This window comes from Pseudomonas sp. T8 (assembly GCF_024610635.1).
GTDB lineage: Bacteria > Pseudomonadota > Gammaproteobacteria > Pseudomonadales > Pseudomonadaceae > Aquipseudomonas > Aquipseudomonas chlororaphis_I.
This window is the reverse complement of record NZ_CP102374.1, coordinates 3,357,515-3,369,513: the sequence shown is the minus strand read 5'-3', so window position 1 is coordinate 3,369,513 and position 11,999 is coordinate 3,357,515. Positions and strand designations below refer to the sequence as shown.

The following is an 11,999-nucleotide window of genomic DNA, read 5'->3' as shown; positions in this document are numbered from 1 at the left end:
GAGAATTGTTTAATCGTTGCTCGACTGGCTGGAGGGGGTGGTGGGCTGCGGGATGGAAAGCTCTCGGCTCACCTGCTGCAGAAACCACTCGCGCATGGTCAACCCGCGCGCCTTGAGTTCGGCGTAGATCTTCTGCTTTTGAACGGGATCAACCTCGATCACAACGCGATTGCTAGTTTTCATCGGCATGGGCACCTGGCTCAGGTTTGTAACGTGACGTGATGTTACTTGAGTGGATTAGGTGTAAGAAGTATTTTCATGAGTTGCCGTGTTGCGGATATTGGAGAATCGCATCTTTAGTGGGCTTGCCAATATGCTGACAAGGCGCGCTGGAAGCGGGCTGTGGTTTGACAAAAGAGAATCTCAACCAGCATGACGATTGCCAGTAATACTGCCGCCGTGCTGGCGGCAATTTCGCCTATGGACGACTGAGGCCAGACCCCGTTACCGAGGGGCAGCGGCGCGATATGCTGAAACTGCGAGCGCACTTGCTTGAGCACCCGTCTATTGGCATCGGATGAGGTCGAAAAAAAAGGACGAAAATAAACAGGGGGGCAGGTGCCCCCCTTATTACATCGCCTCTGCAGCAGTGTTCAGGGCTGTTATTGCATCAGATAGCCCATCGGCTGGTCATCTTTGTCGAAGCAGAGGATGGTTTCACAGTGGCCGCCTAGCTGGTCGGCATTCGATTCGCTGATGTCCGGCAACCACTTACTCAGTTCAGCGACTGGTACCTTCTTGTTATTGATATAGCAGTCGTCATCCATGCGCGGATTGCACCAGGCAGTTTTGACTTCTGGCCATTCGGACAGGGGAGCAGCCGGAGTCTTCGTCGCTGCTGATGCAGTTCCGCCCTTCTCCTGATTCCAAGCTGCCCAACCACCGATGTAACGCTTGTCGAAGGTCGAAACCAGTTCATTGTCCGGGACACCTGCATCTAAGTAGAACTTCATCAGCAGGCTACCCGCTTCGGCGTATGACACTTGACGGGTGGCGTCGACGCGGTAGGCGACTGGCTTGCCATCAGAGCTACTGCCTATGCGATACCAGATGGAGAGCTGAAACGGAGTGTCCTCATTCCAGTTACCTACCTCTGCACCCTGGATTCGACAATTTCCACGCTGGCACATGCCATTGACTTTATTGGTGACGCGGACGTTCTGCTGGCGTTGAGCATCCCAGAGGTCCACGTACCGCGTGCTGGTGAGCCAGGTACAGAAGAGCATTGGTTGACCCGTCGCTGCTGGCCGGGTGACGCATGGAATCGCTTCCGGGAGGTTGTGCGCCGATTTCTCGTCGGGAAAGAAAGCCGCTGTACCTTGGTACGCGGAGATCTCAGCGTTGGCTTGAGCACAGAACGCGAGAAGGAGGATGCTGAGAATACGTTTCATGGTTTGTTTCTTACTATGAAGGTGGGAGCGAAGGAGGTCTTGAGCAAGCTGCTATTTCTTGTAAACAACCTTGAGCTGCTTGTTGACGTAGTCCTTGATGATTTCGTAGTCGGGGTTGTACGTAACGAGCGTATGGCCTACCCCTGCTGCTGCCGTTAATGTCGCTATGGTCAACGTGGCGGGTGTTGTCAGTACACTGAATACAGCCCCGAGTGCGCCGCCTTGCACCACTGCACTTTTCACATCGCTTTTAACTCGACACTTCAGCCCCTGGCTTTCAATCTTGGTTTCAACCAGTTTGATACCTGCCATGAAATTGCCTCTGAGGCCATGGATCTCGAAGGACGCTTTGCTTCTCACGAGACCTTCAATCTGCGCTTCATTCAGACCGGTTATGACGATCATGGTTTTTCTGAGCTCCCTGCATGAGGTGGTGGATTAGAGAAAAAGTCGAATGTCAACCTTTTGAGGTGAGTCTCGGTTTGGGAGGTCCTTCATGTCAACAGGTTGATGCCCAACCATCCAGGTTGAACTGGAGGGTGGCATGTCAAAAACCGAATCGAAGCAGCTGGCGGAGCTTGTTGGTCAAGCAATTGCTCGCCAGCGTGCTCGTTGCAAGCTGAGTCAGGAGCAGGTTGCGGAAAAGCTTGGGATTGGAAGCGAGGCCGTATCCCGTATCGAGCGTGGGATCGTCATGCCTAACATCGAGCGTTTGGTCGAATTGGCGGCGGTTTTTGGTTGTGAAACGGCTGATTTGCTGACCGAGGGGAGTTCTCGCCCAGAAGATCAGGCGCGGAGGCTCTATGACTTGCTGTCTAGACTGGAGGCGCATGACCGCGACTTCGTCATGGACATGGTGGAGCGTCTTGTCACTAGACTCGATCGCAACTAATGGGCTCAGTCACGGCGGTTGCTTTGTTGTTTCAGAGGATTCTTGTTCCCCTGGCTCGTCGAACAGAGCACCACAGCGCAGGCACAAGCAGTTGAACCCCGCGAAGTGATATTTGGCGACATCCTCGGCTACCCGCAATGCCGATGGATAGGCGGGAGTGATAGCGGCCAACCCATTGATGAGCAGATGGCTGCCTGGCGCTTGGGTATCCTCATTCGCTTTCTGCACTTCTCGCAAAGCTCTGTCAGCTAGGCCGACCAGCAGTGCGATTCCCTTGGCTGCTTCCCGGATCAGGACGGCCTTGGAGTCGCAGATCAAGCAGTGTCGAAGCATGATTCATTCTCCTGGAAAAGCGGCCATGGACACGGCCGCGCACGGTGATTTTGAGTATTTCAGGTGGGATTTTTCTGGTCGGGGGACAGTAGCCTGAGTAAGCGACTCAGGATCCAGCAGGCCAGCACCACGGCCAGTAACAGAGGTGGGAAACGCAGCATGAGCAGAATGCTTAGCACCAGCGCTCCTGCGGCGGCGAGCGCACCGACGAAAATGAACAAACAGAGCAAGAATCGCAGTAGAGGCATGGCGGGTCTCCAAAAGCTTTTGCCTGGCAGATTACTCAGCACAGGCAGGTTCGATTCAATGGGCCTGTGAGGCGAGAGCTTCCAGCTTGCCAGCGAGAGAGTTGGGAGCTGGCTGCGATTCACCCTGGCTAGAGGTGCTGGCGGGCTCCGAGTTTGCGAAGAACTCTTCGATCACGACGTGACTGTCCTCCTCGCTGTCCTCGAAGGCTCCATTGCCGAACCCCCGGCGAGCAGTCTCATCCAGTGCCGTCTGGTTGAAACCAGCTGTTTGCCGCTGTGTATCGAGGTCGCTCGCTTTCTGTAGTGCTTCGGTCATACCCATGCCATTACGTACCGTGAGATCGACGTAGAAGATCGGCGTGCCATGGCTTTGGCGCGTCGATTTACCACGTAGACGCAGCTCTAGCGGTAGGCAGGCCAGGCGGTTGCCGGAGATAGCCTGGAAGTAATGCAGGCGAGCGGCCAGTGTGCGGATGCTGTTGAAGCCGGTGGTGCGAAACACAAAGCTGCCAAGCGGATCGTCATCTCCAACCAGCACATTCAGCCTCCCGTAAGGTTTGCAGGCACCGCCTTTGGCCAGTGGGCAGGCATCGGGCGACGGGCAGGGCAGCGATTGCATGCCCTTCTGGGTAGCACGCTTGCAGGTTTCGCCATTGCCTACGCAGACGGGGCGACCTGTCTGCCGATCAAACAGGGTGTAGTCGGCGCGAAAATTCAGTTCCGGTTCATTGAACAGCAGACGGACCGGGATGCTGCGTAGCTTGTCTTCCTGGCTTTTGCGCAGCTCGTCATTGAGCGGGTGCAGCAACCAACCGTCTTTGCCTTGCACCTGCGAGGTGATGGTGAACTGGTCATCTTTCTCTGGCAGGCGTTTGCCGTTCTTCTCGATGACCTTGCCGATAGAAATCCGACCTAGTACCGGCGGGGTGATAGCCAGACCTTTGAGCATGGTGGTTCTCCTACAAACGAAAAAAGGCCAGCAACGCAGAACGAACTGCATGGACTGGCCAAGGGAGGGAATGGTTGAGGGGAATGGGGAATCAGCCGACCAAAAAGCGTCGCGCACCAGGCTTCAGTAGTGGGTACTTGGCTTGCAGGTACGGCTTGTCCTTGAGCAACTGAGTGACGTCCAGGCCTACGCTGTCCTTGGCTTTGCGCCAACTGATAAAACCGTTGCTGAACTCCGCTCGGGTCGCTTCACCCATGGCCTGCTGTAGCGTCTGCTTGAGCTGGGCTTCGCGATTTTCCTTCTCACTGATGGATTCGCGCACAGCCTTGAGCTCAAGGTACACCGCTGCCAAACCGGCGCGGCCACTGAAGTCGACGGTCCGGCCGTTGTCCTCTGGATAGAGACAGCGCAGCGCCATTTCAGCCGAGGCAGAACCATCAGCCGGCGGCGGTGTATCTGTTTCCACGTAGTGCCAGAACTTGCGCTCCAGCTCGATCAGACGAGCGATCATCTGCTCGTCACGCTCGATGCGATGAATCTCCAACGCCTGGCCACCGAGTAGCACGGCCACATCTGCCGCCCGTTTGCCGGTGACAGCGAGCTGGTGCATCACTTGTAACTCCACATACTCGGGCACGCCATCTTTCCAGAGGCGTGCCCCGTTTATGCCGGCTGTCTTGCATTCGAGGATTTGCACATCGTCCGCACCGATCACCTCGCGGTCGATGTTGGCCAGCATCCAGGGCAGCTCGGGATCCGGATGCTGCAGCACAGCGTTGATGCGCCGAACCTTGTTCTTGGAGCGTTTGCTGTAATGCCAGGCCACGACCGGTTCGAGGACATTGCCCCAGTACATTGGGCTTTGCTCATCGTGCGGGTCGGCCTTCGGCAGCGTGGTGTCGCGACCGGTTTTCTCCAGCCACAGTTCCAGCTGCGACTTGTAGGGATTCAGACCGACCGCCGCGGCGGCATCCGAGCTGCCAATGCCCTGCTTACGCACGGCCAGCCAATCTTCACGCGGTAATTCCTTTGTACTGATCAAGCGCAGTGCCGGGCGCGACTTGCTGGCGCTGGTCAACGGAGTAGCTTTCATAGCGTTCACCTTGCGGAAAATAGAAACGCCCGATCAGCAACAAGGCTGATCGGGCGTTATGGGGGGAGTAAGTAAGCGGTCAGGCGACCAGTTGCAGAGCGGTGTCCAGGGCGCGTTGCTTGATCTGCGCACCCTGGCCGAACCAGGCTGAGTCCATGCGGTACTCGTTACTGCGGGCACGGCGTTCGTGGTCGACGTACTCGGTCACAGCGTTGAGCAGGCCCCAGGCCGTGCCGCGTGCCGAGTCCAGCTGGCTGCCCCGGCCACGCCCCTCGTACAGCTCTTGGACCTTGCGCAGGGCGCGCTCGTTGGGCAACACCTCCGGCAGCGCAGCGGTCGGATTGGTTTCGCAGAGCACATTCATAAAGAAGCCCAGCGCCTCATGCCACTGCACTTTGCGTTCGGCTAGGGCACGCATGCGGTACATAAAGTCGTCCCATTGCGAGACGGCAATGCCGAGCTGCTTCTTCACCGCCTTCGGATCGAAACGCGTGTTGTGCGGCACTTTGATCGCACGGCTGGTGCCGTCCAGGGCGATGGTCAAGGTGTTGTTGCAGACCACGCGCACGGTGGTGGGTGTTGCCGTGGTGGCCAGGGTGCCGTCGCAGGACGTGGCTAACAGCAGGTAGCCGTTGACCTGATCGTTAACCTTGAGCGCAGCACCTTGACCGGTACGCGCCAGCGCCCAGAACTTGCGACCGCCCTTGAGTACCCCCGCAGTCTCCAGCTCGTAGCCGGAGACCTCGGTGAGATCGCGGTAGAACTCCAGTACCTCTCGCGGCTGCACGGTGTGGTAGCGCTGGGAAACCACCGACAGCGGTGCCTTGGTGTCCGAGCGGAAGAGCACCTTCTGCTCGGGGAAGGAATGGATCGCGCCCAGATGGCCGATGGTCTCTGATTTGAAGTGAACCGGGCTTTCCTGGATCTCCCAGTCCATGCCGGCTTCGCGTTGCCAAACTTCGATGGGTTGCTTCTGAGTGAGCTGATTGCCTAGGCCATGCCAGGGAGTTTCGCCAGCATAGGCCATAGTTTCGACGAGATGAGCCATGGTTGTAATTCCGTTAGGTGCAAGCCGGCATAAAGCGCCACGCAGAGCGCAGCACCGACCGGACGTAATAAATAGAAGGGAAGTTGACTTGGTTAGGTCGGGAGGTTGAAGCGGTGGCCACATAGCAAGCAGAGGTTGTGGGCCAGGACGTGGCGATCGAGCGACTCACCCAGTTGGGCGCCGAGAGCACAGCCGCCGACACCGCCGGCCAACCCGCCGAGGATGGCACCCGATACCGAACCGAGTGTGATACCGACAGGGCCGGCGATAGCGCCAATAAGCGCGCCCGCTTGGCCTCCAGCTAGCGCAGCACTGACGCCGCGCGCAGCACCACCCACGGTGCCGATGGCCGCGCCGACTTTCATAGCGTGATGGAAAGAAGCGACTTTGGGGGAATGACAGCGAGGACACTGCAATGACATGGGGCGAACCTCCTTGATGGTGTAGTCAAGGTGGTTATGTAGTGTTAAGTATTTTTCGAGTCGGATTTTTAAGGTAGGCCTACAGTGAGGATATTGGTTAGGCGCAATTAATCGACTTAATGCGAAGTAGTGGCAGCTGGCTTCTACACGCCTTTGATCCTGTTATGCTGGCTCCTCATTCTCTGGTCTGAGAGCCAGGATCGATTGCTTAGGAGGAGCCATGTCGGAAACCGTAAACGTTGGTGAGATTGCCGAGAAGCTTTCAGTCGATATCTTCAGCAGCTTCTTCTGGCAGATGAAGGGCAAGTGGAACGAGAATTTTGACTGCCACTGTCCTACTCACCTGGGTAGCGACGACAAGCCGAAGACAAAACACCCTGGCGATGCCATCTTCTACTATGAAGACCCCTACCTCGGCAGCACGATCTACTTGCACACCGACCTCAAAGCCTACAAAAAAGAAAGCATCGGCAAGCAAAAGCTGCGCGACGCCTTCAAGTCTTTGGCGATCACCGTCGAGTGCGCCAGGGATTCAGACTCCTGGCGAAATACTTTCGCAATTACTGACTGCGACAACTATGAAGTTCGTGGGCTTCTCTTCGTGCACAACCATGATCACGGTTATGAGAAACCGTTTTACAGTCTGATTGAAAAGATTGGCTTTGACTCAATCCCGATACCGCCCAATGTCTATCTTCACTACCTTGGGCCGCATGACATCAATCGTCTCTTTACTATTGCCAACGATATGATTCGCCTGACGAGTCAGAAGAAGATGTCCAGTGAGTACACCTTTTACTATCCTGACCTAGTATTGCGTCGGCGGCAGGGGGACGTGTGGGGACAACCGGCAACTATTGAAGCGCTTACCAGCCCTTACTTGATTGTCCAGCACAAAGGTACGGACAAGACCGAGCCAGGTTACGTGGTGTACTACAATCGCCCGGGCGCCTCGCATACTGAGTTCGAATATTTTTTGGACAGTCTGTCGCGATATCAGATGTTGGAGTCTGGCAAGTCAGTTCAAATTCGGGTCACAGTGCCTAGTGCCGACCCTCAGATGGTAGCGAACTTCAAAGCCGCTAAAGAGAGATACGCCAAGGCTTGGGGCTTCGATCCGATTCGGGAAACCGTTCTTAACGCGATCAGCTTTGAGGCGGTGACTGCAGTGACTGACTCGTATAATCCAGGTTGGATGGGGTGGCGCAATTGAAGAAAAGGACTTTCGGCCCAGCCATGTACTATGCATCGGACAAAAATGTCTTCGATGCTCTGATTCAGCATCGGGTGGATTCCCCCACCTTGGCCGTGCTCTTCGAGCGCCGCAACATGATTGTCTCCAAAAAGACTCCGAGAGACGATCTGGCTGAGTATTTCTCTCGTCTTCCTCATGACTACTACGACCACAAGATCATATCGGAGAAGCTGGGCATTCTTCCGCGAAGGGAGCGCACTACCTCTATGGATCTTGTTGGTACCATTGATCCAGAGGAGCTTAAATTCGCTCTTGAAGAGATCAAGAAGCAAATCGTTGCCAATGGAGATATCGCACATATTGTTAGGAGTGGTAATGATTTCTCTCTGAGGATCCAGTATTCACTCATTGACTACAAGAAAACTGAATTTGCGCAACAGCAAATAAAAGATGGGGTTGTCGAGTTTATTAAGACTGCTGAAGGCTATCTGATCAACAACGCACAGAACGAATTTATGAGCTCTGTGCGGGATGAAATTGTAGCGAAGGTGGACTCGGTAGTACCCGATGAAATTGAGCGCGTCACGGTAAACCTGTATGACGTGATTGATCCAAAGATGAGAACGCGTTTCTTCATTGAACTCAGTACAAGCCTAGAGGGCTTCAGTCGTCGCGATGTTTCAGACGTTTATGTGTATAAGCCGAAGTTAAATGCCGACGATGAGGGGTTAGCCTCTGATGAGCACGAAACACATATCGAAAAAGTATTGCTCAAAGGTAATGGTATAACACGATCTTCCTTGCTTCTTGATCTTGTACATGAAGATGCATTCTATATTTTCAAGATGTGTTGGACTGCGCAGCGAGTCCTTGGCAATGGAGATGTAATTAGCGTGGAGGTTTTGTTTGCAGATCCAATAAGCTGCACAGACTTCTCGATCCTGATCAAGTCTGTATACCCATACGTAGATGGCAAACTAGGCAAAAGGCGTGCGCCCTTGAAAGCTGAGATTGACTCAATGTCCAGGTTGATTGAGAAAACTGCACGTGAACAGATGCAGAAGCTTAGGGCTGAATGCACTCAAGGAGATGAGTAATCATGATTTCACGCTACAAGTGGTATCAGGTTCGCCTACCCTGCTCTGTGGCTGAGTTCTTTACCAAACTACGAGACGTAGGTTACGACAATGCCAGCACAACAGGCTTTCTGAGCGACGCAAGCGAGTCAACCTTTCGCTATATCTGGCCATCTACTATCAATGCTGTCCGCCTGGATAGTGATGGGAATTATGAGTATCAGCAGGTCGCTACCGTCAACTCCCAGTATGTTACTGTCCTCAACGAGGGCTTCACCATCTTCCGGATTGAGAGTCCAGCAAGGTCAATACGTGAAATGTTGAACGCGCTGGAGGCCGCTGTAGGGTTTGGCTTTGCTTGTGAGCAGATCGTCATCAGTGACAGGTTGGTACAGGCGGCCTTGGAGAAAGCCACTAGCAAAACCCTAAACAGCCTGAAAGTTTCAGGAGCGATTCCTAGAGCCAATTCGCTCGCTCGGATTGAGTTGGCATCCAAAGAAGGTATCAATACAGAGAATGTGAAACTACTGGGGTTAGCTGATTTCCTAGTTGAAGCTGCCTCCTATGAAGTCGTCTACAAAGGAGTTAAAGGCCAGATAGGATTTTCACGTTCAGCCGCCTGTAAGATCAGCGGCCCACTCAAGCCATTTATCTTGAGCAGTATCGAGAGCGCCCTGCAGGCGAAACGCTAGATCAGCTAGGGATGATCTGGTGTTACTCCAGGGCTCTATTTATTGCCCTTGAAAATTTGAGTGAACCCAATGAGCTCGTTCCTGTTTCGCTTTTGGCATACTCAGAGAAAAACTATGTCCGTGCGGTTCCTATCCAAAGGTTGAATTTCAAGCAAAGACCGGGAGGGGCTCGGCTCCTCTCGGTAGGAGGCCCTTTGATCAGCGTATCGAAACAACTTTTTTATCTCGATTTTCTCTGATTGCCGACACAGATAGGTTGCCGGTGGCAGCCTGTTGGATGTGTTCGCTCCACCAGGCCATCATTGGACGTCTGCGCTCTATATAGTCGGCTCGGTTATAGGCGCTGCGGACCTCGTCTTTATCTACGTGGGCAAGCGCAACCTCGATCAACTCAGGATCCCAGCCGTGTTCGTTGAGAATAGTGCTAGCCATTGAGCGCATGCCATGGCTCACCAACCGACCTTCAAAGCCCATGCGCTTTAGCGCCATGTTGGCGGTCTGGCTGTTGCAATGGGTTCGAGGGTCTCGGTCTGCAGGAAATACATACTCCCGGTGTCCGCTGTATGGTTTGATTGCCTCCAGCAGTGCCAGTGCTTGATCTGTAAGCGGCACGATATGTATACGTCGTTTCTTCATTCGCTCAGCAGGGATCGTCCAGATCTTCTTCTCGAAGTCGATGTCCGCCCAGCGGGTGGTAGCTGCCTCTGCTGGGCGGGTCATGGTGTTGAGCTGCCATTCGATAAGGCAGCGCGTGGTCCTTTTTATGCTGGCATTGGCAATTGCCACCATGAGTTCTTTCAGCTCATCGGGAGCAAGTGCCGCCATATTCTTCTTTTTCGGCTTCTTGAAGACAGATCGAATCCCATTAAGCGGGTTTGCGTGAATCAGTCCCGAGTTGACCCCGTAGGTCATGATCTCGTTGAGTCGCTGTGATAGCCGTTTAACTGTTTCAAGACTGCCTTTGGTTTCGAGTGGCCGAAGCAGGTTGATGACTTGTGGTGCGCTGATGGCTGAGATCGGTGTGGTGCCCAAATCCGGAAAAACGTGCAACGTCAACGAGCGCCAGATGTCCTCGGCATAAGCTGGTGTCACTGCATCCTTCTTCAGTTCATACCAGGACGTCGCGACATTCTGAAATGTGTGCCCAGTTTCAGCTTGCTTTGCTTGCAGCACTGCATCTCGTTGCTCTTTAGGATCGAGGCCTTGGGCAAGTACTTCCCTCGCTGCAATGGAGCCCTTTCGTGCCTGCGCTAACGAGACTTCAGGGAAGGTACCTAGGCCCATGTTGATCCGCTTCTTCGTCACGGGGTGTCGATAGTTGAAGTTCCATAGCTTAGAGCCATTGCTTCTCACTCGCATTTGAAGTCCGCCGCCGTCAAACAGGACGTAGTCCTTTTCAGAAGGCTTGGCAGATTTGATTTTGAGCTCAGAGAGGCGAGTAGCTTGTGCGCACATTGGCATTCCAGGATGGGATTTGGCATTCCAAAAATTAGCACTTATGGGCTTGGAATGCCATTTGGAATGCCAAAAGGTGTGGCTGCTCATGGATGTCCGTGGACGCTGATGGCGCTGAAAGCCCTGTATTTACTGGATTTCAGGCACAAAAAAAGACGTCCGTGGACGTCTTTAGATGTAATTTTGGTGGAGCCGGGGGGATTTGAACCCCCGTCCGCCAGTACTCCGCTGTCGGTACTACATGCGTAGCCGTGTCTATTGAGTTAACCCTCAGCGACCCGACGGGCAGGGTGCTTTGGGCGAGTTGTGTAAGTTTTAGCCGCTTCGTCCACAACGTACTGCACGGCGATTCTGTTCTGTATGACAATCATTTCGGGTTTACAGACATCCCCTGATGATTGCTGGACCCGAAGGTACCAGAAGGAAGGCTAGCGCCGCTTACGCAGCGAGAGCGTATTCCCCGTAGGTTTCGTCATTGGCAACTATAGGAAGTTGCAACAGTGGATTTACGAGTTCTGTTACCAACTCGGCATGCACCTAAAGTTTCGCAACCGGCGTCGAATCCTAAACGGCCCCGAACCTGCTGTGCATTACCAGCAGGTTTGTACAGTCTACGCCAAAATGGCCCGCAAGGCCATCCCGAAGGCGGGACCGGTTAGCCGCCGCCTTCACCCTTGGCACTGTTCTGGATGCTCTGGATCGCGCGGGTGGTCAGGGCGATGCATTCCTTGGTGCCTTCCTCGGTGTTTTTCGCCTGGGCCGCCTGGGCTTGTTGCACGGTGGCGTCGATGTTGGCCTGCAGGTCCGCGGCCTGGATGCTGGTCCGGGCGTCGCGGATGGTTTGCAGGTTCATCTGGCACAGGTCTTCCTGGTTCCCGGCGAAGCTGGGGGAGGCCAGGATCGAAGCGGTGACGAACAGGCCTGACAGTACAGAACGTTTCATATGCGTCTCCTTGAACTGAAGGGCCAGGCGTTGCTGGCCATCAGCACGGATTGCCGAGTTCTCGGGAAACTCCCGTTTTGGGAAGCTCGATCTGTGGACTGCGGTGGTGGGGCAGGGTTCTATTTTTCTGACCGGCGTCATGACCACTGAACATGCGGGCAACACCTAATGCCTGTGTAGGAGCGAAGCTTGCTCGCGATGGTCGTTAACGGTAGCGCGTATTTACTGGGTAAATGCAGCGCTCTCAAGTCCATCGCGAGCA

At 54.4% G+C, this 11,999-nt stretch carries 15 protein-coding genes and 1 other RNA gene; 4 read left to right on the top strand and 12 right to left on the bottom strand.

The genetic code is table 11. The features are described from left to right. Positions 1-9: 9 nt before the first annotated feature. From NRG23_RS15190 to NRG23_RS15180, 3 genes are all read right to left on the bottom strand, one after another. Positions 10-183 carry a hypothetical protein gene (locus NRG23_RS15190; RefSeq protein WP_175439672.1) on the bottom strand — a complete coding sequence of 58 codons (174 nt, stop codon included), beginning with the start codon at positions 181-183 and terminating at the stop codon, positions 10-12. A gap of 419 nt (positions 184-602) precedes the next feature. Next, complete coding sequence (locus tag NRG23_RS15185) at positions 603-1,391, bottom strand: hypothetical protein (protein WP_257374997.1); 789 nt, start codon at positions 1,389-1,391, stop codon at positions 603-605. 51 nt (positions 1,392-1,442) lie between these two features. Then, entirely contained in the window at positions 1,443-1,796 is a 354-nt protein-coding gene (locus tag NRG23_RS15180) for a hypothetical protein (protein WP_257374996.1), read from the bottom strand. 139 nt (positions 1,797-1,935) lie between these two features. On the opposite strand from NRG23_RS15180, the gene NRG23_RS15175 reads away from it, so the two are divergent. Further along, positions 1,936-2,283 (top strand): helix-turn-helix domain-containing protein, encoded by a 348-nt coding sequence (locus NRG23_RS15175; RefSeq protein ID WP_257374995.1) that lies wholly within the window; start codon positions 1,936-1,938, stop codon positions 2,281-2,283. A 9-nt stretch (positions 2,284-2,292) separates the two neighbouring features. Here the strand turns inward: NRG23_RS15175 and NRG23_RS15170 are convergent, their stop codons facing one another. From NRG23_RS15170 to NRG23_RS15145, 6 genes are all read right to left on the bottom strand, one after another. Further along, the gene (locus NRG23_RS15170) at positions 2,293-2,616 is read right to left on the bottom strand and encodes a hypothetical protein (RefSeq protein WP_257374994.1); all 324 of its coding nucleotides are present in this window, start codon (positions 2,614-2,616) and stop codon (positions 2,293-2,295) included. Between the two features lie 59 nt (positions 2,617-2,675). Then, positions 2,676-2,864, bottom strand: a complete 189-nt coding sequence (locus NRG23_RS15165; protein WP_257374992.1) for a hypothetical protein — start codon at positions 2,862-2,864, stop codon at positions 2,676-2,678. Positions 2,865-2,919: 55 nt separating this feature from the next. Next, positions 2,920-3,813 carry a hydrolase or metal-binding protein gene (locus NRG23_RS15160; protein WP_257374990.1) on the bottom strand — a complete coding sequence of 298 codons (894 nt, stop codon included), beginning with the start codon at positions 3,811-3,813 and terminating at the stop codon, positions 2,920-2,922. Positions 3,814-3,904: 91 nt separating this feature from the next. Further along, positions 3,905-4,906, bottom strand: coding sequence for a YqaJ viral recombinase family protein (locus tag NRG23_RS15155; RefSeq protein ID WP_257374988.1), 1,002 nt, complete (start codon positions 4,904-4,906; stop codon positions 3,905-3,907). Between the two features lie 79 nt (positions 4,907-4,985). Continuing rightward, complete coding sequence (locus NRG23_RS15150; RefSeq protein WP_257374987.1) at positions 4,986-5,954, bottom strand: DUF932 domain-containing protein; 969 nt, start codon at positions 5,952-5,954, stop codon at positions 4,986-4,988. Positions 5,955-6,046: 92 nt separating this feature from the next. Further along, entirely contained in the window at positions 6,047-6,319 is a 273-nt protein-coding gene (locus NRG23_RS15145) for a hypothetical protein (RefSeq protein WP_174446962.1), read from the bottom strand. A gap of 277 nt (positions 6,320-6,596) precedes the next feature. On the opposite strand from NRG23_RS15145, the gene NRG23_RS15140 reads away from it, so the two are divergent. Genes NRG23_RS15140 through NRG23_RS15130 form a run of 3 tightly spaced genes read left to right on the top strand, consistent with a single transcriptional unit; the run spans position 6,597 to position 9,339 of the window. After that, positions 6,597-7,589, top strand: coding sequence for a hypothetical protein (locus NRG23_RS15140; RefSeq protein ID WP_257374985.1), 993 nt, complete (start codon positions 6,597-6,599; stop codon positions 7,587-7,589). After that, positions 7,577-8,668 carry a hypothetical protein gene (locus NRG23_RS15135; protein WP_257374983.1) on the top strand — a complete coding sequence of 364 codons (1,092 nt, stop codon included), beginning with the start codon at positions 7,577-7,579 and terminating at the stop codon, positions 8,666-8,668. Before NRG23_RS15140 ends, NRG23_RS15135 begins: the two co-directional genes overlap by 13 nt. Positions 8,669-8,670: 2 nt before the next feature. Continuing rightward, entirely contained in the window at positions 8,671-9,339 is a 669-nt protein-coding gene (locus tag NRG23_RS15130; protein ID WP_257374981.1) for a hypothetical protein, read from the top strand. A 198-nt stretch (positions 9,340-9,537) separates the two neighbouring features. Here the strand turns inward: NRG23_RS15130 and NRG23_RS15125 are convergent, their stop codons facing one another. The 3 genes from NRG23_RS15125 to NRG23_RS15115 form a co-directional block, all read right to left on the bottom strand. Then, positions 9,538-10,794 carry an integrase domain-containing protein gene (locus NRG23_RS15125; RefSeq protein WP_257375074.1) on the bottom strand — a complete coding sequence of 419 codons (1,257 nt, stop codon included), beginning with the start codon at positions 10,792-10,794 and terminating at the stop codon, positions 9,538-9,540. A 184-nt stretch (positions 10,795-10,978) separates the two neighbouring features. Beyond that, positions 10,979-11,370: a transfer-messenger RNA gene (gene ssrA / locus NRG23_RS15120) on the bottom strand. A gap of 79 nt (positions 11,371-11,449) precedes the next feature. Further along, a complete protein-coding gene (locus tag NRG23_RS15115; RefSeq protein ID WP_257374979.1) occupies positions 11,450-11,737 on the bottom strand; it encodes a hypothetical protein in 288 nt (95 codons plus the stop codon). Positions 11,738-11,999 lie beyond the last annotated feature (262 nt).